General features: G+C 45.8%; 18 protein-coding genes. 4 read left to right on the forward strand and 14 right to left on the reverse strand.

What is annotated here, in order from left to right; all coding sequences use genetic code 11:
- Positions 1 to 8: 8 nt before the first annotated feature.
- From K4A83_RS10700 to K4A83_RS10715, 4 genes are read right to left on the reverse strand one after another with little or no spacing between them, the layout of a single operon-like run.
- Positions 9 to 1,214 (reverse strand): DNA cytosine methyltransferase, encoded by a 1,206-nt coding sequence (locus K4A83_RS10700; RefSeq protein WP_265264524.1) that lies wholly within the window; start codon positions 1,212 to 1,214, stop codon positions 9 to 11.
- A gap of 35 nt (positions 1,215 to 1,249) precedes the next feature.
- Entirely contained in the window at positions 1,250 to 1,930 is a 681-nt protein-coding gene (locus tag K4A83_RS10705; protein ID WP_265264525.1) for an N-acetylmannosamine-6-phosphate 2-epimerase, read from the reverse strand.
- Positions 1,930 to 2,289, reverse strand: coding sequence for a LapA family protein (locus K4A83_RS10710; protein ID WP_265264526.1), 360 nt, complete (start codon positions 2,287 to 2,289; stop codon positions 1,930 to 1,932). Before K4A83_RS10710 ends, K4A83_RS10705 begins: the two co-directional genes overlap by 1 nt.
- 6 nt (positions 2,290 to 2,295) lie before the next feature.
- Entirely contained in the window at positions 2,296 to 3,060 is a 765-nt protein-coding gene (locus K4A83_RS10715; protein WP_265264527.1) for a PRC-barrel domain-containing protein, read from the reverse strand.
- A gap of 100 nt (positions 3,061 to 3,160) precedes the next feature.
- Here K4A83_RS10715 and cobN point away from each other — a divergent pair, with 100 nt between their 5' ends.
- Positions 3,161 to 6,901, forward strand: a complete 3,741-nt coding sequence (gene cobN / locus K4A83_RS10720; protein WP_265264528.1) for a cobaltochelatase subunit CobN — start codon at positions 3,161 to 3,163, stop codon at positions 6,899 to 6,901.
- A 63-nt stretch (positions 6,902 to 6,964) separates the two neighbouring features.
- On the opposite strand, the gene K4A83_RS10725 is transcribed toward cobN, so the two are convergent.
- Positions 6,965 to 7,381 carry a bacteriohemerythrin gene (locus K4A83_RS10725; RefSeq protein WP_265264529.1) on the reverse strand — a complete coding sequence of 139 codons (417 nt, stop codon included), beginning with the start codon at positions 7,379 to 7,381 and terminating at the stop codon, positions 6,965 to 6,967.
- 303 nt (positions 7,382 to 7,684) lie between these two features.
- Between K4A83_RS10725 and cysK the strand changes: the two genes are divergently transcribed.
- On the forward strand, positions 7,685 to 8,650 hold the full coding sequence (gene cysK / locus K4A83_RS10730) for a cysteine synthase A (protein WP_265264530.1): 966 nt from the start codon (positions 7,685 to 7,687) through the stop codon (positions 8,648 to 8,650).
- Positions 8,651 to 8,838: 188 nt separating this feature from the next.
- Here cysK and K4A83_RS10735 read toward each other — a convergent pair whose 3' ends face one another.
- From K4A83_RS10735 to K4A83_RS10745, 3 genes are all read right to left on the reverse strand, one after another.
- Positions 8,839 to 9,771 carry a pseudouridine synthase gene (locus K4A83_RS10735; protein WP_265264531.1) on the reverse strand — a complete coding sequence of 311 codons (933 nt, stop codon included), beginning with the start codon at positions 9,769 to 9,771 and terminating at the stop codon, positions 8,839 to 8,841.
- 110 nt (positions 9,772 to 9,881) lie between these two features.
- A complete protein-coding gene (locus tag K4A83_RS10740; RefSeq protein WP_265264532.1) occupies positions 9,882 to 11,426 on the reverse strand; it encodes an FAD-dependent oxidoreductase in 1,545 nt (514 codons plus the stop codon).
- A gap of 42 nt (positions 11,427 to 11,468) precedes the next feature.
- Positions 11,469 to 12,560 carry an ATP-binding protein gene (locus K4A83_RS10745; RefSeq protein ID WP_265264533.1) on the reverse strand — a complete coding sequence of 364 codons (1,092 nt, stop codon included), beginning with the start codon at positions 12,558 to 12,560 and terminating at the stop codon, positions 11,469 to 11,471.
- Positions 12,561 to 12,663: 103 nt separating this feature from the next.
- Here K4A83_RS10745 and K4A83_RS10750 point away from each other — a divergent pair, with 103 nt between their 5' ends.
- Positions 12,664 to 13,935 (forward strand): FGGY-family carbohydrate kinase, encoded by a 1,272-nt coding sequence (locus K4A83_RS10750; protein ID WP_265264534.1) that lies wholly within the window; start codon positions 12,664 to 12,666, stop codon positions 13,933 to 13,935.
- A 523-nt stretch (positions 13,936 to 14,458) separates the two neighbouring features.
- Here K4A83_RS10750 and K4A83_RS10755 read toward each other — a convergent pair.
- Entirely contained in the window at positions 14,459 to 14,752 is a 294-nt protein-coding gene (locus K4A83_RS10755; RefSeq protein ID WP_265264535.1) for an RNA recognition motif domain-containing protein, read from the reverse strand.
- Between the two features lie 408 nt (positions 14,753 to 15,160).
- Positions 15,161 to 15,478 (reverse strand): thioredoxin, encoded by a 318-nt coding sequence (gene trxA / locus K4A83_RS10760; protein ID WP_265264536.1) that lies wholly within the window; start codon positions 15,476 to 15,478, stop codon positions 15,161 to 15,163.
- A 132-nt stretch (positions 15,479 to 15,610) separates the two neighbouring features.
- Here trxA and recJ point away from each other — a divergent pair, with 132 nt between their 5' ends.
- Positions 15,611 to 17,668, forward strand: a complete 2,058-nt coding sequence (gene recJ / locus K4A83_RS10765) for a single-stranded-DNA-specific exonuclease RecJ (protein WP_265264537.1) — start codon at positions 15,611 to 15,613, stop codon at positions 17,666 to 17,668.
- A gap of 23 nt (positions 17,669 to 17,691) precedes the next feature.
- Here recJ and K4A83_RS10770 read toward each other — a convergent pair whose 3' ends face one another.
- The 4 genes from K4A83_RS10770 to K4A83_RS10785 form a co-directional block, all read right to left on the reverse strand.
- Positions 17,692 to 18,879 carry a M20 family metallopeptidase gene (locus tag K4A83_RS10770; protein ID WP_265264538.1) on the reverse strand — a complete coding sequence of 396 codons (1,188 nt, stop codon included), beginning with the start codon at positions 18,877 to 18,879 and terminating at the stop codon, positions 17,692 to 17,694.
- A gap of 130 nt (positions 18,880 to 19,009) precedes the next feature.
- Positions 19,010 to 19,861 carry a ChaN family lipoprotein gene (locus K4A83_RS10775; protein WP_265264539.1) on the reverse strand — a complete coding sequence of 284 codons (852 nt, stop codon included), beginning with the start codon at positions 19,859 to 19,861 and terminating at the stop codon, positions 19,010 to 19,012.
- 8 nt (positions 19,862 to 19,869) lie between these two features.
- Positions 19,870 to 20,565, reverse strand: coding sequence for a phosphoribosylformylglycinamidine synthase subunit PurQ (purQ, locus tag K4A83_RS10780; RefSeq protein ID WP_265264540.1), 696 nt, complete (start codon positions 20,563 to 20,565; stop codon positions 19,870 to 19,872).
- Positions 20,566 to 20,599: 34 nt separating this feature from the next.
- The coding region (locus K4A83_RS10785) for an RNA-guided endonuclease InsQ/TnpB family protein (protein WP_265264541.1) at positions 20,600 to 21,327 on the reverse strand (728 nt) is incomplete at its 5' end.

Below are 21,327 nucleotides of genomic sequence, written 5' to 3' on the forward strand. Positions count from 1 at the left end.
AACTAGGCTTACGCAAGAGATAAAGGCAGTTCTAACTGATATACAGAATCTTGTTCAGTATTCCATAACTGGATTGGATGGCTGAGAAAAGTCATAATACTATTTGCAATCCCTTTAGAAGCCAAGTATGGGACACCATTTCCTATGACTTTAAACATATCAGTTAATGACATTTGCTCTGGTAGGCAAAAGTTTTTAGGCAGAGACTGTATTGCTAAAGCTTCAGCAGCAGATAAACGACGTGCTTTGTAAGGGTGTAAGTGAACTTCATTATTGCCATAGCAAGCGGTTGGTGAATAGCGCCATCGATGAAGACGCTTGTAGGATTTTCTTGAATCATCTCCCTCCGCAATGGACAAAAATTTCTGTAAACCGGCTCTAGGTTTAAAATAGTTTTGAGCATTAGGATGATGGTTAACATTATTTTGATTGAACCAATATTCAACGGTCAGTTCTTCAATAATTTCATCAGGACAGGGAATTACAGAATTTTCTCCAAAGGGTTCATTAGAAGGCCAAGGCAGAGAAAAGACTTGCTCTTTAGGGTAAATTATGGATAAGTTCCAAGGAAAGTAAATCGATGGGATAGAATCTTTTTTAAAATAACCCGACCATCCTAGGCCATTCATAAGTTTTTTAGAAAAGCCAATTAATATGATTCTTTCTCTATTTTGGGGTACTCCATATCCCATGGCATTAATAAGATGCTCGGTTAAAATATATCCGAATTCATTGAGTTGAGCTTTAAGTTGCTCAAAAAAAAGTCGATGTTTTTGGGTCTTATATAATCCTTTAACATTTTCAAAAACAAAAAAATCTGGTTGATGTTGACCAATTAATTCAACATAAGAAGATGACAACTTACCTTGATCTCCATATTTACCTCTATTTTTGCCTCCAACGGAAAAATCAGGGCAAGGTGGCCCCCCAATAAAACCGACGAAATCACTAGATTTTCGAGCATCTTGGATCAGATACCAAAGGTTTAAAGCTGATTCCCCTTCCAGAAGATATTCAATATTTCCCTCTTCTGCCGTAGAATATCCATATTCTGGGGGAGAATAACCCATTAAGGTTCTAGAGTAACGATAAGCGTTAAGATAGGAAGGATTAATTTCATTGACATAAACTATCTCAAATCCAGTATCTTCAAAGCCTAGATCAAGAAATCCACAACCTGCAAAAAAGGAAAATATTTTGATATTGTTAATCATAATTAATGATGGAAATTGTTGCAATCCGTATAAAACTAATTCCCCTCCGAAAATACCGCTTGAAAGGCTTGTAACTTCAAATCAACCCCCGTAATTGCCCCCCCAACAACCACAGAATAAGCCCCTAAATCTAACGCTTTTTTCGCCATTTCTGGCGTGGCAATTCCCCCCTCACAAATTACAGGGATCTCAAATTCTTTGACCATTTGTTGTAACAAATCCCACCCCGGAGGGTCACAATCTTGGGTCTTTTCGGTGTAACCGTATAGTGTCGTACCCACTATATCTACACCAGCCTCAATGGCCATTCTAGCACTCTCTAAATCGTCCACATCCGCCATGACTAATTTTCCTAAGTCTTGGTGAATTTTAGAGATTAAATCTAGGACTTTTTCTGAATTAGGTCGAAGTCTGGAAGTGGCATCAATAGCGATAATATCCGCCCCCGCTTCCCCAATGGCGATCGCATCTTCAAAACGCGGCGTAATATACACCGAATAACCGGGGATTTGCTGTTTCCACAGTCCAATGATCGGGACGGTTGGCAATTGTTCCCGCACGGCTTTAACATGAGATGGGGTGTCAATTCTCACCCCCACTGCACCCCGCAAAATAGCCGCTTTCGCTAGGGCAGTAATGACGATAGGACTATGTAAGGGAGAGTCTACTGGAGCTTGGCAAGAAACAATGAGTTTGTGCTTTAATGTGTCTAACATTAGGAATCAAGGGTTGGGTTAAAATCAGCGTTGTTTAAATGAGATTCAAGATATTTAATTCGCTTTTCTTGGCTCTCAATTTTCGTTTTAGCCTCTAGAAATTGTTCTTGAATTTCCTTATTTTCGCGCTTTTGCCGAGCGATTTGGGTATTTTTCGCAAATAGGGTGGGAATGGCACAAATTAAGCCAATTATCACCCCACTCGCTAGGGTAATGACTAATAGCAGAGCGAGGGGGGTTTCTCCTTCCCATGTGATAAAATTAATCGCCACATAGTCGGGATTTTGTAGCACAAAAATTAAGGTAAGGGAGGCAATAATAAAGCCAACAATCAGTAAAGCATGAACTTGTCTCTGCATGGTGCATTATTCCTCCTTGATGGTTTCAGAATCTATATTTTCTGAATTTTCTTCAGCAATTATATCATTTTCAGGGGTGGATAATTCACTAGGTTCTGCTTCGTTATTTCGCAAGAGTTGGGTCATAAATTGGGCTGTGTCTTTTAATCGTTCTGCGGCCTGTCGGGTTTTGTCCCTAGTCGCGTCTAAGGTCGCCTCTATTTCTTGTTGAGTTTTTTGGTAATCTTCTTGTAAAAACTGCATCGCCTGTTCAAATTGCTGCCCTAATCCATCTTGATATTTTTCCGCTTTATCTAAGGCGGCTTGCAAGACCAGTATACGCTGATCTCCGACGCTGGAAATACCCAGAGGAGATAGGATGTAGACCCCTTCAAATAGCGCGCCTTTCCAGCCTTCTTTAACAAATAAATAGCCTTGAATTTTTCCTGTGTTTCGCTGGAAAACAAAATCAACCAGTTTCCCAATTTTGTTTCCTTCATTACTCCATAGTTCATGACCAATAATTAAAGAAAACTTCCCCGGCTTCTGCTTGCTTTTCTCACTACTATCAACTAAAATACTGTCTTCGCCAATGGTTTGAACCTGTGACCAAGAAATATATTTTTTCTGCTGATTTAAAAAGCCGTGTCTACAGATTAAACCTTCCACTACATGACCTTGGGGGTCAATCCAAAACTGATCAACTGTGCCAAGTTTGGCGGTGGTGTTTCGATCTAAAATCAGTCGCTCAATGATTTTACTTTGCTGTATAATTGTTTGAGGGTTATTCATGATTTTTTTCTAATGTTCCCTAATTAAATGAACGAACTAAACTAACTAGATTTTTTAAATAATTCACTAGGAGTTAATGACAAGGAGTTAATGACAAATTATGCACCGTATTGCTGCTACACCCGGAGGATGGAGTCCTGATACTGAGGGGGTTATTCTGATTGAACAAACCCCTGCCCCTATTATATTCCTTTCGGCCGCAGATACGGATATTCAAACGTTGGGGGCGGCGGTTTCTCATTTACCTGTGGGTTTTCCCGCAATCCGCGCTGTGAATATACTGCAATTACAGCAACAATTGAGTATTGATCACTACGGGGAACAGGTGTTAAGTCAGGCGAAAGTGATCATTTTGCGCTTGTTAGGTGGACAATCCTATTGGTCTTATGGTTTGGAGGTGGTGGAAGATTGGGTCGAGAGGGAGAGGATTGATTTATGGTTAATTCCGGGGGATGATCGTCCTGATCCGGAGTTAATGAGTCATTCTACTATATCTTTGGCGGCTGTTAATAAACTTTGGAGCTATTTGTTAGCAGGTGGGGTGGATAATTTTGTCCAAGGTTTACAGTTTGTGGGGGATGTTTCTCTCGGAACAAATTATAATCCTTGTCCTCCGCAACGGGTTGAAAATGTGGGGGTATATGCTCCTATTTCTGCTAATAATCATTTACCGAAGGTGGGAATTTTATTCTATCGCTCTCACTATTTAGCGGGGAATCTTGCTCCTATTGATGGACTCATTCAGACTTTATCTAAACTGGAGTTATGTCCGGTGGCTGTGTTTGTTTCGTCGCTGCGGGATGAGTCGTTACATGGGGAATTGTTAGCCTATTTGTCTGGGATTCAATTGTTGCTGAATACTACTAGCTTTTCTTTGGCTAAAATGGGAGAAGAGGGACAGTTAGGATTATGGAAGTGCTTAAATGTTCCGGTGATGCAGGTGATTTTAAGTGGGGGAACAGAGGCACAATGGGAACAAAGTGATCAGGGATTAACGCCTCGGGATGTGGCGATGAATGTGGCACTGCCGGAGGTGGATGGACGGGTGATTACTCGGGCGATTTCTTTTAAGTCTGTGGCTAGCTGGAATGCTGATTTAGAAACGGATGTAGTGGTTTATCAGCCTCGGTGCGATCGCCTGCAATTTGTCGCCAACTGTGCCAAACGTTGGGTAGACTTGAAACAAACCCCTCCCCAAGACCGCAAAATTGCCCTTATTTTAGCCAATTATCCCAACAAAGATGGTCGGATTGCCAATGGGGTAGGGTTAGATACTCCAGCCAGTTGTGTGGGCATTTTAAGGGCATTACAGGACGCTGGTTATGATCTGGGGTGTAATCTTTCAGAATCTAATCTCTCAGAATCTAATTTATTACCAACTTCTGGGGATGATCTCATTCATAAATTAGTTTCTTATAGCACAAACGACATCGAAAGTCAAGGGTTAAGACCTGTTCAACAAACCCTTTCTCAGGAGATTTATCGGGCTTATTTTGCCACTTTACCCCCATCAATACAAGCCGCAATTATCGAACGATGGGGTACAATTCCTGATAGTGATTTTTCCCTGCCGGGTATCCAATGGGGCAAAATTTTTGTCGGAATTCAACCCTCCCGAGGGTATGATTTAGACCCCAGTTTAAATTACCACGCCCCAGATTTAGAACCGACTCATCACTATTTAGCCTATTATTTTTGGCTGCGGGAAGTGTTTAAATCTCAGGCGATTGTTCATGTGGGGAAACATGGAAATTTAGAGTGGCTCCCGGGGAAAAGTCTCGCTCTAGCTGAGACTTGTTATCCTGAAATTGCCCTAGGAACAATTCCGAATCTTTACCCTTTTATTGTGAATGATCCGGGGGAAGGTTCACAAGCTAAACGACGGGGACAAGCGATTATTTTAGACCATTTAACTCCTCCCCTCACTCGGGCAGAATTATATGGTGCATTACAACAATTGGAGGCTTTAATTGATGAATATTACGAAGCTCAAACCTTAGATCCTTCGCGCTTGAATTTAATTGGCGATCGCATTACCCAATTAGTCCAACAGGAAAATCTGGCGCAAGACTTGGGAGTTGGGGACTTCAGCCCCAGCCATTTAGCCCAATTTCTCACCCTGGCCGATGGCTACCTCTGCGAGTTAAAAGAAGCCCAAATCCGCGACGGACTGCACATTTTTGGACAATGCCCCCAAGGGGAACAACTGCGGGATTTAATCATTTCCATTGCCCGACATTCTAGCTTCGGTCGCACTGGATTAATCCCTGCCCTCGCCCAAGATTTGGGTTATGATTTTGACCCCTTCGCCGTTGAACCCACCGTAATTATACACCATGCTAAAGGTAGCACCAAAGCGGGTAAAATAGTAGAAGAATTGGAACAAAAAGCCATTTTCTTAGTCGAGGAAATGATGAATAACCCTCAGCTCAAATTCTCGGACTGGGTAGGTCAAAAAACCCAAGAGGAACTCAACTGGATTCGAGGATTTCTTTACCCCAGTTTAAAAGAAACCGAGCAAGAAATTCAGAACTTACTCGCCGGATTAAACGGCGAATATATCCCCAGTGGGGCATCGGGCGCACCCACCCGAGGACGGCCAGAAGTATTACCCACTGGGCGTAATTTTTACTCCGTTGATATTCGCAGCATTCCCACCGAAACCGCTTGGGATATAGGGCGAAAAGCGGCCGAATTAGTCGTTGAGCGTTACACCCAAGAAAATGGGGAATATCCCCAATCTTTAGCCCTTTCTGTGTGGGGAACATCCACCATGAGAACAGGGGGAGATGATATTGCTCAAGTGTTAGCCTTGTTAGGAGTGCGTCCGGTGTGGGATGGATTATCCCGTCGGGTGGTAGACTTTGAAATCCTGCCCCTTTCGGTGTTAAATCGCCCCCGGGTAGATGTCACGTTACGGATTTCTGGCTTTTTCCGGGATGCCTTCCCTAACCTGATTGATCTGGTTTATCATGCGATCGCCGCCGTTGCCAACCTGTCCGAATCTCCCAGCGACAATCCCCTAGCCCATCAGGTGCAGCAGGAAACCCACTTTTGGCAAGAAAAGGGCTTAGAACTCGAAAAAGCTCAAACTCGTGCCTTACATCGCATTTTCGGGTCAAAACCGGGAGCCTATGGGGCTGGATTGCAGGGGTTAATTGAATCCCAAAACTGGAGTAGTGACGAAGACCTAGCCCGGGCTTATTTAAACTGGAGTAGTTACGCTTATTCTCCCCAAAAACTCGGCGATTCTGCCCCAGAAGCCTTTGAAAAACGACTGGCTAACTTACAGATTGTTCTCCACAATCAAGACAATCGAGAACATGATTTATTAGACTCCGATGATTACTACCAATTCCAAGGGGGATTAACGGCCGCTGTGCGAGCCATTACCGGGCAAAATCCTACAACATATTTCGGAGATAATTCCCTGCCCAGTCATCCAAAAATTCGCCATTTAAAAGAAGAAATTGCCCGAGTTTACCGTTCCCGAGTGGTCAATCCTAAATGGATAGCGGGAGTTATGCGTCATGGCTATAAAGGTGCTTTTGAAATGGCGGCAACAGTAGATTATTTATTTGCCTATGATGCCACAGCCCAATGTGTAGAAGATTTTATGTATGAAGGGGTGGCTAATGCTTATTTATTAGAGGAAAAAGTCCAGGCTTTTATTCAGTCTAAAAATCCTTGGGCTTTACGGGATATGGCTGAACGTTTACTAGAAGCCAATCAACGGGGATTGTGGCAATCGGCACCAGGAGAAATCTTGGAACAGTTGAAACTTTTGGCTAATCAAGCAGAGGGAGCGATTGAGTCTAATTTAGGCTCACGGTTTGAGTGAGGGGGAATTAAGTATTGAGCATTGATAATTAACAATTGATAATTGATAATTGTTCCCTATTTCCTACTCCCTAGAAGAGGGGACACCATTCATCATACAGGGTTGTAATTGAGTGTCAATTTTGCGAATATGATTAATAAACCAATCTAGTAGATTTTCGTTGACTTTTAAAACAACTAGGAGACTAGGTTCATTATGTTTTAACTCGACTTGAATTTCCCGTAAGTTTTGGATAAACTTTTGATGAGCATTCTTATTTTGAGACGCTACAGGACAGCGATAACGGTGCATACATTCTTCCTCAAACCCAAAATGCTCGTTCACATAAACTTCCAAAAAAGAGACAATCTTTTGTACTTCTGCCTTGCCCTGATTATTGCGCAATGCTTGCACTAATAAATCCATTTGATCAATCAACTGCTTGTGTTGCTGATCAATTTCGGGAATTCCGATCTTCATTGAATCATTCCAAGCTGGCATAAGTGTCTCGTTTGATTAGAAGGGGTATTAAGGCAATCATAAAAATTTCATTCTGTCTTGTGTCAAAACTACAGAAAATTTTAATATATTTGGCGTAATCTGATATTAGTTATATGGCGATTTAACTTTATTTAAATAAAGTTAATATAAATCTTGGAATAGTCGCGGTAAAATAATAGCGCTTCAGTCCAAAAATGGTATGAAAACTCGCCAATTGATTCCTTCTCGTTCACTGTATCAAGGGTGAAAAAGTGCGAGTTGACCCGAACTGTAGCGTTAATTAACCGGATCAGGATAAAAGCTATGACCATTGCCAATAATATCACCGAATTAGTGGGGAAAACGCCCCTCGTGCGCTTAAATCGGATTCCCCAAGCGGAGGGTTGTGTGGCGGAAATTGTGGTGAAATTAGAGGGGATGAACCCCACAGCCTCAGTGAAAGATCGGATCAGTGTGAGTATGATTGAAGCGGCGGAACAAGAGGGATTAATAAAAGCTGGGGAGACGATCCTAGTTGAACCGACTTCTGGCAATACTGGTATTGGTTTAGCAATGGTGGCGGCGGCGAAAGGATATGGTTTAATCCTCACCATGCCGGAAACCATGAGTTTGGAGCGACGAGCGATGTTACAAGCTTATGGCGCTCAGTTGGAATTGACTCCGGGGGGAGAAGGGATGAAAGGAGCCATTCGACGAGCGCAGGAAATTGTTGATACGGTGAGTCATGCTTATATGTTGCAGCAGTTTAATAATGCGGCCAATCCCAAAATTCACGCAGAAACGACGGCTGAGGAGATTTGGCAGGATACTGAGGGCAAGGTAGATTTCATTGTGGCAGGTGTGGGAACTGGGGGGACAATTACTGGAACGGCAAAGGTTTTGAAGGAACGGAAACCGGAGTTAAAGGCGATCGCAGTAGAACCTACTAATAGTCCGGTTCTCTCCGGTGGAAACCCTGGCCCCCATAAGATTCAGGGAATTGGTGCCGGATTTGTTCCCCCGGTTTTACAGACAGAATTACTTGATGAGGTGATTCCGGTTTCGGATGATGAGGCGATCGCCTATAGTCGTCGTTTAGCGCGGGAAGAAGGATTACTTTCGGGAATTTCCAGTGGTGCGGCCCTCTGTGCAGCCATCCAACTCGCAAAACGGCCAGAAAATGCAGGCCAGTTAATTGTTATGATTCAGCCCAGTTTCGGAGAACGCTATTTAAGCACACCTTTATTCAAGGATTTACCCACCCCGGAAGTAGTGGAGCTTACAGACTAGGCACTAGGTAGGGTTTGCTGAATAACTTCGGGAGTCGGGAGAGGGGGAGCAGGGGAGCAGGGGAGCAGGGGAGCCGGGTGTAATGTCATTGACTAACTTTGACTAACTTTAGCCAGAAACCGGGTTGCATTCATTGTCTAGTTTTCTCGATACACCCTAGCAAAAACCCGGTTTCTCATGTCAATTCCCTATTCCCTATTCCCTACTCTCAACTCAGAAATCCAAGCAGGAGGGGGAGCTTCATAGGTCAGATGTTCACCCGTTTGGGGATGAAAGAAGCTCAAACGGTGGGCGTGCAAGTAATAGCCCCCATCTCCCGGTACGGCATAAGTCGCGGTTTCTGGGTTAAGGGTTAAGTTTAAGCCCCCTCCGGGTTGATACAAGGGATCTCCTAGTAAGGGATGACCTACGGCGGCTAAATGAATCCGGATTTGATGGGGGCGACCCGTGGGAATGATTACCCCTAAAAGCACCCCTGTTTCTTGTTTTCCCAAGTATTGCACCCGACTTTCTGCCCTCATTCCCTCTGTTGTGGCCGCGTAGACGGTGCCGAGGGTGGGGTGGGGAATTTTGCCAATGGGGTGGGTAATAGTGAGGGAGTCCCCGTGGGTCCAATCCGGCACAAGGGCGCGGTATTCTTTGACCATCTCCCCTTGTCGCAGTTGACGGCTGAGGATTTGCCTGCCTTGGGGGGTTCTCGCCCAGAGTATCACCCCCGATGTACCCCGTCCTAAACGATGGATGGGGGCAATGTCGGGGTATTGTTGCTGAAGTTGAAACCAGAGGGTTTGTTCTAAAAAACCAGCGCCGGGGAGGACGGGTAAACCGGAGGGTTTCACGACGACGAGAAAATCTGGGTCGGTGGCCAGGAGGGTAAAGTTGAGGGGGGCAGGGGGTTCTACCCAAGGGGGGCGGTGGTAGGTGAGGATTTGACCGGGTTTTAAGCGGGTGTGGGGGGTGGTGGGGTGGTCATTGAGGCGGATTTGTCCTTGGGTAATGCGATCGCCCCAAACCTCCCGACTAGAATGGCGATAGAGTTGGCTATAGTAGTCTAACACCGACCATCCCCCATACTCAGGTCGGACAATATCTCGATAAACCCAACCGCGATTTAAGGTCATTCCCTTAACCGTGAACAATTAATAACTATTGAGCAATTTGTAGGTTGGGTGAAGCGACAGCACAACCCAACAAAGCAATTAATAATTAATAATTGATAATTGTTTCGCGATCACGATTCCTCATCCAAACCCGCGCCATATTGCCACCCATCCCGCCAGCGATGATAATAGTATTGCCATTGGGGGGATAAATGTTTAACCCAAGGTTCTAGGGGCAAACTGAGATGATACAAAACCGTATAAAGAGCCAGATTAATATAGTGAAATAACCAATCGAGCAATAATCCTAAACCCACTTGGGGTAAAAGAGGCAACACCAACTTAGGATTAACACGTGGTAAAGTTTTCGCCAGTCCAGAAAAGCGGACAACATCCTGTAAAAATGGCTTTAAAACCTCTTCTCCTAATTCATCCATCACCTGAAAAACACCTGTTAATAACCCATTAATTTGGTTAGGGTCAATTTTTTGAGCCATAGAAACGCTCATGGTTCTTTGAAACAACCATGTCACCATAATATTAGGCTGATAGGGTTGTAGGAGTGCCAAGGATTTTTGATCCAGGAAATCGGCGTTTAAGGCTTCTTCTATGCCCAAAGTCAGCCGTTTAAGATGACGCACCATCGAGCCGAACCCGCCAAAACTCACCGGAGATTGTGCGCCGCTACTATCTCCCACGGGGAGAATTCTCGACCAAGGAAATTGAACCGGACTGTTGCGATAAGCGGGGAAAAAACCGAACAAAAAGCGTTTAAATTCTAGTTGGGAAAGTTCAATATTTTGATATTGGGGGAGGAGTCTTAAATATTCCTCCATCATAAATTCTAGGCTAAACCGCTCAGGATCTGCATCTAAATAGGTAAATAAATAAGTGGTGCGTCCATCTCTAGCGGGAAAGGCTTCCCAAAAGTATTGACATTGATGGTCTATGGGGGTAAAAGACGCGATGAGATCCCCAGTTGTATTGTCAGAATATCCTGTGGCACAACTCCCCACAACTAAACAAATTCCTTGGGGTTTTTCCCCTTGTCTGGCTTGTTGAACAATGGGAGAAAAGTGTCCCATTGCATCGAGTAACAAACGGGTCGAAAGGGTTGTTTCTCCTGTGTCTAAAACGACTCCATCTGGATGAACTGTTACCCCTTTTAAAGCGGTATTTTCTAACAAAGTCCCACCAGAAGCTAAGAATTTTTGCTTCAGTGTTTCGAGCAGATAAACTGGATCTACACCAATATTGAGGACATTATTCACCCAGATTTCAACGCCTTGGTGAAAGGTGACGCGGGTAGGATTGTATTCACTGGCGATCGCCTTTTCTAACTCCTCCTCGCTCAACAGTCCGATTTCTCGGAACTTCGCCAATTCCTGACGGGAAATATTCCACTCCTGATCCCGACCTCGCAATTTCCCCCGTTCCAATAATGCTACCCGAAACCCTCTTTGTTGGAGGGAGGTCGCGATTAAGATCCCCAAAGTTCCCCCACTCACCACCACATCCCAAGGGCTTTTCCCTAAGTTTTGTGAACTTTCCTTGACAAATTCCGAAAACTTAGTTTCTTCGGTGCGTAATTGCTGCCAAATTCGATCCGCTTGACGAAGACGTTGTAACACTGGATCGGGATGTTGGCCTAAAATTTGTTCGGTTAGGGATACCATAATAGGGTAATACAACAATCAGGAAGCTAACAGGATGATCTCCTATTCCCAAGGTAAATCAATAAAGAAAATTGTACCTGTTTCATGGGAAGATTCAAAACGAATAGTTCCCCCATGACCTTCAATAATTGATTTAGCAATTGCTGTCCCTAATCCTGTCCCTCCTTTTTTTCCGTGGGTGACAAAGGACTCAAAAAAGGTTTCTCGAATGGATTCAGGAATACCGGGGCCATTATCTTGAATTTGGATTTGTATCCCCGTGGAAGTTTCTAAAGTTTTAATCACCACTTGCCCCCCACGATGACAAAAAGATTCAACGGCATTAATGACTAAATTTTGAATCACACGCAACAGCTTATTTTCATCAGCTTTAATCACTAAATAGGCTTCACTGTGAATTGCAAACTGTATATTTTGTTGGGTTAAATAAACTCGATTCAGTTTCTCAAATCGTTCTAACATCCGCAAAAGATTCACCGGACGTTTTTCTAAAACAGCACTCCCTCGGGCAAATTCTAACAACTCTTCGGCCATTGCTGTCATGCGCTCGGCTTGAGCTTGAATCAAATCACACCATTCCAAGGTTTCGTCGTCTTCATGGATTTCTCGAATCATCCCACTGGATAAATGAATCCCACTCAATGGACTTTTAAAATCATGAATGATGGTGTTAACCATTTCCCCCATTAGTACCATTTTTTCTTTATGGGCGAGGTGTTTGACATATTCTTCTGTGGTGACGCGCAGTCGATGAATCACATAACGGAATAATTTTAAGACTACCCCACTTTTCGTATTATTGAGTAATTCCATGAGTATACTGCGGGGGATTTTGGCTAAAATCGCCTCTTCTTGAATGACGGCCTGGGCGCTACGAGGTTGTCCGTCTAAGATACCAAATTCACCAAAAAACTCGTTAGGAATTGCTCTCGCAACGATTTGATAATGACCGTTTTGGGTGTGTTTACGAAACAGAACTGTTCCTTCTAAGACTAAGTAGAGAAAATCGGGAATTTCTCCTTCTTCAAAGATGGTGGCGGGATTTTTAAAATGCTCAATAATGGCAATTTGACAAAGTTCATGGGCTTGTTCAGGTTCAAAGAATGAAATAAATTGGTGGGATTGAATATCCATGAGTCCTGTCCGCAGGAGTATGGTCAAAAGTGGAGTAACCTAAGTGAATTGGGTTTCTTCCTCAAAGTGTAAAGTCACAAGGGGGCGAAAAGGAGAAAAGTGTATGAAAGGTTTATATTTGGGGCTTGATTTCGGCACGTCGGGAGCCAGAAGCTGTTTAATTGACGCGACGGGGGCAATTGCTCATCAAACTCACATCACTTTCTCCGGTGAAGATGCACTTCCCAAACTCTGGCAGACAACCCTGATTGCACTACTGGCAGAGATTCCTCGGAATTGGTGTCCAGAGATTCGGGCGATCGCACTGAACGGCACATCGGCGACGGTGCTACTCTGTGATGCCCAAGGTACACCCATTACAGAGCCTTTATTATACAATGATCCGCGAGCCAAAGGGGAAGTTGAGGCGGTGGGAGAACTGTTACCCCATTGTCCCGTTGTCCATAGTGCTACATCCAGTTTAGCTAAGTTGCTCTGGTGGCAAAAACAGCCCTATTTTGCCCAAGCGGCCTATTTTCTCCACCAAGCAGACTGGTTAGCTTTTTTACTCCACGGCAAACTGGGAATTAGTGATTATCACAACGCGCTTAAATTGGGTTATGACGTGGTAAATCTCGCCTATCCCCCCGTTTTATCCTCTTCTCGTTGGGGGGCGCTCTTGCCCCGGATTGTGGCTCCTGGTAGCTCTGTAGGGCTAATTCTGGGGAAGTGGTGCGATCGCTTTTCTTTTTCCCCAGACTGTCAAATCTGTGCCGGAACAACAGATAGTATAGCTGCATTTCTGGCCAGTGGGGCGACTGGACCCGGTGAGGCCGTAACCTCCCTCGGGTCTACCCTCGTGTTAAAGCTGCTCAGTTCTCAGAAAGTTGATCAAGCGGCATCGGGTGTCTATTCCCATCGTTTAGGCTCTCTGTGGCTCACAGGAGGCGCGTCTAACACCGGGGGGGCGGTTTTGGCTCATTTTTTCTCTCCCGAGGAGTTAAGCCGCCTCAGCGAGCAAATTAACCCCCATCAGACCAGCCCTCTGTCTTACTACCCCTTGTTAACAAAAGGCGATCGCTTTCCCCGCAATGACCCCAATTTATCCCCCCAACTCAGTCCCCGTCCTGATGATCCGGTCGCCTTCCTCCACGGCTTACTGGAAAGCATGGCGCGCCTTGAAGCCGAAGGCTACCAACGCTTACAGGAACTGGGGGCAACGCCCCTCACCCAAGTCTATACGGCCGGAGGGGGAGCAAAAAACCCCCAATGGACAACGATTCGACAGCGCTATCTCTGCGTTCCCGTCCAGTCTTCCCCCCAAACAGAAGCCGCCTATGGCACGGCTCAATTAGCTTATCAAAACATGGCGCGGGACAACCTCACCCCTAAATAGGGTCTACTAAATAAGGCTCTAATCCGAAGAATAGGGAATAGGGAATAGGGAATAGGGAATAGGGAATCGGAAATAATTATCAATTGTCAATTATCAATTATCAATTCCCCTGCTCCCCTGCTCCCTAGCCCCACGAGTAGAGTTATTCAGCAAGCCCTAAATAAGACAAAGCCTCCAACCTCACAAAAATTTGCTCGGTTGGAGCTTTTTATCATCATTATACAAGAGCCAGACTCCGAGAGTCGCTCTACTTACGAATCAGAACTATTGCTGGTTTCAGCATCATTTTGTCCATTGCTAGCGTTATTGCGACTAGAGAAACGCTGATTTCTTGAAGAAGAACGATAGGAGTGTTTCCGAAACTGTCGAGCGTAAGACTGATTTCGAGAGGCTTTCTCTTTTTTCAAGTTGCGACGTTTAGCCAAAATACATTACTCCATTAACACAACAAATAGCTTCTGGTGAGTCTATTTCTAGTTCAATGACCCCCAGAAGCGTTAAGCCATTTCACTGACGGGCTGATTTAGTAGCGACTCCGCTTCTGAAAATTCCGTCCTCCCCCTTTGTTATTATTTTCCCGAGGGCGCGCTTGATTCACTTTAAGCTCTCGTCCCATCCATTGGGCACCATCCAAGTCCTCAATGGCTTTAGCTTCTTCAGCTTCCGTTTCCATTTCCACAAACCCGAACCCGCGCAGGGTTCCAGTCTCATGGTTTACAGGCAGATAAACCCGTTTAACCGTGCCATATTCCGTGAAAACTTCCGTTAAATCCTCAGAAGTAACTTTGTAATCAAGATTACCAACATAAATTGACATGGGGTGTTGTCCTCAACCGGTACAAGTACAAAAGAACCAAGATTTCGGAAAACAGACTGTCAATATCTTACGGACAAAACCAAGCAATACTGAAAACAAACCTTGTTACCGATCTTTCTTCATTCTTCAGATAGATTCTAACACTTTCTGCTCTGGGTGGTGTCGTTTTCTAGATAAGTTTTTTTCTGCTTAAGATTTGCTCACTGATTGCCCTCACCTTCAGCCTGTATTGTTCAGCCTGCACTGAAGTTCTCCCCCGTTAACCCTACGGGATTCCCCACCCGCTAACCCTTCGGGCATAACGGGCGACCCCGGCTAACTTTAGGTTGGTGCTGGGTGGATTGGGCGCTAAAGTGCAACTACGAACCCGTTATGGTCGCAGCACCCTCGCCGCCGTTTTTGGGTGGTTCACAATACCCCTGTGAGGTGTTGAATTAATTGGGGGGCTTGAATAACCCCTTCAATGCGGTCGATGGGTTGGCCATTTTTGAATAAAACTAAGGTAGGTAACGCTTGAATGCCGTATTGTGAGGAAAGCCGGGGATATTTATCGCTGTCGATCTTGACCACTTGTAGGCGATCGCCTAATTGTTGACTCACCTGCTCTAAAATCGGAGCCATCATCTGGCATGGGCCGCACCAAGTCGCGTAGAAATCCACCAGCACGGGTTTATCTGTAGTGGCCAAAAGTTCGGCAAAACTGGCGAATTGTTTTTTAACAGCCATAGCAGAGATCGGGAGAGGAGAAATTGGCAGACACTCCCATCATAGCGAAAAAAACGAGAGATTGCCCCCACACTTGACAAACCTCAGATTTTGCCCGCAAATAAACAGAAGGCAAACGACCGCAATAGACTCATGACCCCTAAACTCCCCCAACAACGGTGGATTATTGCCCCTGCTCAACCAGAAGCCGTTGCTGAAGTGGTGCAAAATACCGGACTTTCTCCCGTTTTGGCTCAAGTGCTGCTCAATCGGGGAATTACCACCCCCCACGCGGCTCAAGTTTATATGGAGCCGGAGTCGGAGTCATTGCCGCCTCCCTTAGAAGAATTCCCCGACCTCCAGAAAAGTGTAGATTTGTTGATCAATGCCATTGAAGAGGGGGAGAAAATCGCCATTTGTGGAGATTACGATGCCGATGGCATGACTAGCACGGCCTTGTTAATTCGGGCGTTGCGTCATTTGGGGGCTGATGTAGACTATGCCATTCCCAGCCGGATGAAAGACGGTTATGGCATCAATAAACGCATTGTCAAGGAGTTTGCCGAGCAGGGGGTGGGGTTGATTCTGACGGTGGATAATGGGATTGCGGCCTATGATGCGATCGCCCTAGCCGTAGAATTAGGCCTCAGTGTCATTATCACCGACCACCACGACCTCCCCCCCAAACTTCCCCCGGCCGATGCCATTCTCAACCCCAAACTCATCCCAGAAGATTCCCCCTATTGCGGATTAGCTGGGGTCGGTGTCGCCTATATTTTAGCCGTCACCCTCGCCCAACAACTGGGCCACCCTAAAGGCCTCATTGATCCCCTTCTCGAACTCTTCACCCTCGGAACAATTGCCGACCTTGCCCCCTTAGTGGGGGTCAATCGTCGCTGGCTTAAACGGGGCTTAAAACGGCTTCCCAAGTCCAATTTAGAAGGGATTAAAGCCCTGATGCAGGTGGCTGGAGTGGGGAACGAAAATAAACCCATGCCGCCGGATGCCATTGGTTTTCGTCTCGGGCCCAGGATTAACGCCGTCGGTCGTATTGGCGACCCACAAATTGTCATTGAACTGTTAACCACCGATGACCCCGGTATTGCCTTAGAACGGGCGATGTATTGCGAACAACGCAATCAAGAACGACAAGATATGTGTACTCAAATTGAGTTAGAAGCCCTTGAGAAAATCGAAAATGAACCCATTCTCTGGCAAAACGACCGGGTTTTAGTCATTTTTCAACCCCATTGGCATCATGGGGTAATTGGAATTGTAGCCTCTCGTTTAGTGGAACGGTACGGAGTTCCCGTGTTTATTTGCACCTCAGAAGATGATGGCTCGATTATTCGCGGTTCCGCCCGAGGGATTCCTGAGTTTCATGTCTCCCAAGCGTTAAATTATTGTGATGATGTCTTAGAAAAACATGGCGGACACAAAGCGGCGGGAGGATTTAGTCTTAAAGCGGAAGCCTTGGCCGCCTTTAAAACCCGTTTGAGCGAATTTGCTCACCAATGTTTAGATCCCCATCATCTTAAACCTTTAGTTGAAATTGATGTAGAGGTCAGTTTTAGTCAATTACAAAGCTTTTTATATCAACAAATTGAGGGTCTTCAACCTTGGGGCATTGGCAATGAAACCCCTATCTTTTTAAGCCCTAATGTGCGGATCATGGAACAGCAAGTTGTGAAGGGCAATCATTTAAAAGCTACTTTTCAACAGGAAACTCCCCAAGGGAGTAAAGACTTTAAGGGCATTGCTTGGCGGTGGGGCGAGTATTGTCCTTTACCCACTTGGGTGGATATTGCGTATAAATTAAAGGAAAATACCTTTAATGGGGCAACCAATTTAGAGTTAGAAGTTGTAGGTGTTCGTCCGGCTGATCCTCAGTTGATGCCGCTTAAAAATGAAGTGAAAACGGCAATTCATGAACCTCCTAAGACGAGACAATCTCCCATCTTGGCTGAACAGAATGGAGCGGTGAAAAAGGCTGCTTTTAACTATAATAATCGGCGTTATACTTGTAGTTTGTGGGAGTCATTAAATGAATTGAGGATTCGCAACGATCAGGGGAAAGTATTAGCCGTTGTGCGGGGACAACGACGGGGTTTATTAGGGGAGAATCGGGATTCGGCTCGGGAAGTCGATGTTACCCAAGCCCCGTTTTATGACTTGATTAAAGCGGCTTTAGTGGCTTTAAAACAGGGATGAGATTCTCCGGTTAGGGTTGAACATTAGGATTTCTGCTCATTCTCCCAATATTTATAAGCGGCGTAAGCTAATGTCACCACTCCGGTTAAAATGGCGGACTCATCGACCATGAATTCTGGGTGGTGTAGGGGATGATTGACTTGTTCAGGTTGCCCTACGCCCAGACGGAACATTGTCCCGGGGGCTTGTTCCAGGTAGATGGCGAAGTCTTCGGCCCCGAGGGAGGGTTCCGGGATGATTTGCACGTGATCGTTACCCCAGGCCTCTCGGGCTGCGGCTTCTACTAATTGGGTTAAGGCGGTATCGTTTTGTACCGAAGGCACACCGCGACGATAATTGACTTCGTATTTGGCCTCGTGGGTGGCGCAGACATTGGCGACGAGATGCTCTATCCACTGGGGTAGATTTTCGTGGGTTTCGGGGTGGAGTGATCGCACGGTTCCGGCCAAACGCACTTGATCGGCAATCACATTGGGCGCTCGTCCCCCGCTAATTTGCCCAATGGTTAACACGATAGGACGTAAGGGGTTCTGGGTGCGACTAATGGCCTGTTGTAGGGTGGTGATCACTTGGGCGGCAATCCAGATGGCATCCTTGGCTTCATGGGGGCGCGCTCCATGTCCCGATTCCCCTTGAATAAAGATTTCTAGGTCATCGGCGGCGGCCGTTAATGCCCCGTAACGGATACCAATACAACGGGCGGGAATGGAGGGGAAAACATGGAGTCCAAAAATACTACTAACGTCTCGCATTACCCCGTCTCGCACCATCCAACCTGCTCCTTGGGCGATTTCTTCGGCTGGTTGAAAAATAAAGCGCAGGGTTCCGGGGAGGCGATCGCGCAGTTGAGATAAAACCATCGCCGTTCCCAATCCTACCGTCGAATGGACATCATGGCCGCAAGCGTGCATCACCCCCGGAATCCGGGAGGCAAAATCCAGATCGTTGGACTCCTGAATCGGTAAGGCATCCATATCCGTCCGAATAGCGAGAATCCGGGGATCTTTGCCTTGTCCGGTTAACTCTCCCACTACCCCTGTTTTTCCCACCGCTTCTTGAACGTGCAATCCACAGGATGACAACACCCCCGCAATATAGGCGGCCGTTTGATATTCCTGGCCACTCAATTCGGGGTGGGCGTGAATATGACGACGAATCTCAATCAGTCGCGGGGCTAAGTTTTCGGCAAGTTCTTTAATTTGAGTTAACATGAGCCACGAGGAATAGGGAATCGGGAATGGGGAATCGGGAATGGGGAATCGGGAATCGGGAATAATTATCAATTGTCAATTATCAATTATCAATTATCAATTCCCCTGCTCCCCCGCTCCCCGTTCCCTATTAATACTGCCACAATAAATCAAACCCACTGGGGCGATTTTCCCACTCGCTGGGGTGGACAAAACCCACCGAATAATGAACCAAATCCTCCCCTAAACGCCGTTCTACGCGGCTCGGAATGCCATAATTTTGATAAATATGACCTTTCCCCGCTAAAACAATAATCTGTCGTTCGGGGGAATTGCGCCAAAACTCAGCAATGGTATGTGCCATCGTTTCATCCCATAACACTTGAGCCGCAAAAAAGTTATCGAGGGATAAACTATGGCCGTGGCTGCCATGTTGGGCGAAAACTTGGGCGATTTTTTCGCGGTATTCGGGCTGATTGGTGTCGATTTCGTTGAGGGGGGGAATATAATCAAAATCTTCCCCGGAGAGGCTTTCTAGCCCGTTTCTCGCCACTTTCCGGGTGATTTCTGTGGGGGGATTCAGGGCAATTACGGGCAGTTGGTGGGCTTTGGCATAGCGGAGGATGGGGGCATAGAATTCCCAATCAAACCCCCAGCGTTGATCATATTCGCTCTGTTCTCGGAGTTCTTCCTCGCTAATTTCTCCGGCTAAATAGCGGTCTAGGACAGGTTGGAAAGGTTTTTGAAACATTTCCAAGGCGATCGCCAGTTTAGGATTCCTTTGATGGAGAAATTCAATAATCCGCAACTGTTGCTCATGATGGTCAGGATTATCATGGATTTCTCCGAGATAGACAATCTGAGCGCGTCCCAAGGCGCTCAAGGTGGCCGACTGGCTAACGGTTGCACCCATCTGGGGGGGTCTTGCCAAACTTACTACATAAGGGGCGCTCACACACAAGGCGACACCCAAGGAGATTGCAAACCATTTTCGCCAGTTCATGATTAATTCTAAATTGCCAATGGAACGGATAGTAAACCTGTAAATAGTTTAAACCCGTCAACGGCTTTTAGCAGGGGATCCGATGCTCGTTCTGGGTGGGGCATCATGCCTAAAACGTTTCCGGTTTCGTTAACAATGCCTGCAATATGGTTTAGGGAGCCATTGGGGTTACTTTCTGGGGTTAAGTTCCCGTGAGCATCACAGTAGCGGAACACCACTTGCTGATTATCTTCTAGGGCCTTTAAGGTGTCCTCATCGGCATGATAGCGTCCTTCGCCGTGAGCAATGGGGATGGTGATGACCTCTTGGGGGGTGTAAGCTTGAGTCCAGGGGAGATCGGTTCGTTCGACTTTTAAGGGGACGCGATCGCAAATAAAATGTAAATCCCGATTGCGCACTAAAGCACCCGGCAGTAATCCCACTTCCGTTAAGACCTGAAACCCATTACACACCCCTAACACATACTTTCCTTGTTGGGCGTGTTCTCTGACACTGCGCATAATGGGGGAGAAACGGGCGATCGCACCACAGCGTAAATAATCCCCGTAACTAAACCCCCCCGGAATCACCACCACATCGCAATCTGATAAATCCGTCTCCTGATGCCAAATCATCCGCGTGGATTGTCCTAATACATCACGAGTCACATAGGCCATATCGCGATCGCAATTAGAACCCGGAAAAACAATCACCCCAAATTTCATGGTTATTTCCCAGCCAAAAACAACATTGACATACTCACCGTGCTGAAGCAACGGTGATTCTTGACACCTCAACGACTGACGCTGGCGAACCAGTCTTACTCTGTCTCCGTGTCCGTTTAGAGTCGTGGCGATGCCCCATCCCGACTTGATCTATATTTTTAGCGGCATTATCATCGCGGTCGTGAGTAGTACCACAGCTTAGGCAAGTAAGAGTTCTCACACTAAGATCAAGTTTTCCCCATTGGTATCCACAGTGAGAGCACACCTGACTAGTGGGCTCCCATCTACTGACCGTTGAGAATGTTCTGCCATACTTTTCAGCCTTAGATTCGCAAAGAGTTCTAAACTGTCTCCATCCTTGCTGACTAATTGCCCGTGCGAGTTTACGGTTCTTAACCATACCCGAAACGTTTAAATCTTCTAGAGTGATAGCTTGGTTCTTGCGTATCACAATCCTAGAGACTTTATGCAGGAAATCGTTTCTAGTATCGGCAATCTTGTTATGTTTTTTGGCAATCTTTAAACGAGTTTTGTGCCGTCTATTAGAGCCTTTGGACTGCCTTGCTAGTTTACGTTGTAGCTTCCTAACCTTTTTATCCAGCTTGGAGTAATCAGGGCTTTGAAACTTTTCACCTGTACTGAGTACCGCCAAAGTTTTAATCCCTAGATCAATTCCGACCGATGGATTAATTGGTTCTATTTGCTCTGGCTCTATATCCACAACAAAGCTAAGAAAATATCGATTTGCACAATCTTTGATTA

The organism is Spirulina subsalsa FACHB-351 (assembly GCF_026130165.1).
Taxonomy (GTDB): domain Bacteria; phylum Cyanobacteriota; class Cyanobacteriia; order Cyanobacteriales; family Spirulinaceae; genus Spirulina_A; species Spirulina_A subsalsa_A.

Bases quoted from the DNA above. Each gene is read 5' to 3' on its own strand.
- recJ (WP_265264537.1), top strand. From the start codon at position 15,611: ATGACCCCTAAACTCCCCCAACAACGGTGGATTATTGCCCCTGCTCAA.
- purQ (WP_265264540.1), bottom strand. From the start codon at position 20,565: ATGAAATTTGGGGTGATTGTTTTTCCGGGTTCTAATTGCGATCGCGAT.
- K4A83_RS10705 (WP_265264525.1), bottom strand. From the start codon at position 1,930: ATGTTAGACACATTAAAGCACAAACTCATTGTTTCTTGCCAAGCTCCA.
- K4A83_RS10740 (WP_265264532.1), bottom strand. From the start codon at position 11,426: ATGGTATCCCTAACCGAACAAATTTTAGGCCAACATCCCGATCCAGTG.
- K4A83_RS10715 (WP_265264527.1), bottom strand. From the start codon at position 3,060: ATGAATAACCCTCAAACAATTATACAGCAAAGTAAAATCATTGAGCGA.
- K4A83_RS10755 (WP_265264535.1), bottom strand. From the start codon at position 14,752: ATGTCAATTTATGTTGGTAATCTTGATTACAAAGTTACTTCTGAGGAT.
- cobN (WP_265264528.1), top strand. From the start codon at position 3,161: ATGCACCGTATTGCTGCTACACCCGGAGGATGGAGTCCTGATACTGAG.
- K4A83_RS10710 (WP_265264526.1), bottom strand. From the start codon at position 2,289: ATGCAGAGACAAGTTCATGCTTTACTGATTGTTGGCTTTATTATTGCC.
- K4A83_RS10775 (WP_265264539.1), bottom strand. From the start codon at position 19,861: ATGAACTGGCGAAAATGGTTTGCAATCTCCTTGGGTGTCGCCTTGTGT.
- K4A83_RS10770 (WP_265264538.1), bottom strand. From the start codon at position 18,879: ATGTTAACTCAAATTAAAGAACTTGCCGAAAACTTAGCCCCGCGACTG.
- K4A83_RS10725 (WP_265264529.1), bottom strand. From the start codon at position 7,381: ATGCCAGCTTGGAATGATTCAATGAAGATCGGAATTCCCGAAATTGAT.
- K4A83_RS10735 (WP_265264531.1), bottom strand. From the start codon at position 9,771: ATGACCTTAAATCGCGGTTGGGTTTATCGAGATATTGTCCGACCTGAG.
- cysK (WP_265264530.1), top strand. From the start codon at position 7,685: ATGACCATTGCCAATAATATCACCGAATTAGTGGGGAAAACGCCCCTC.
- K4A83_RS10745 (WP_265264533.1), bottom strand. From the start codon at position 12,560: ATGGATATTCAATCCCACCAATTTATTTCATTCTTTGAACCTGAACAA.
- trxA (WP_265264536.1), bottom strand. From the start codon at position 15,478: ATGGCTGTTAAAAAACAATTCGCCAGTTTTGCCGAACTTTTGGCCACT.
- K4A83_RS10700 (WP_265264524.1), bottom strand. From the start codon at position 1,214: ATGATTAACAATATCAAAATATTTTCCTTTTTTGCAGGTTGTGGATTT.
- K4A83_RS10750 (WP_265264534.1), top strand. From the start codon at position 12,664: ATGAAAGGTTTATATTTGGGGCTTGATTTCGGCACGTCGGGAGCCAGA.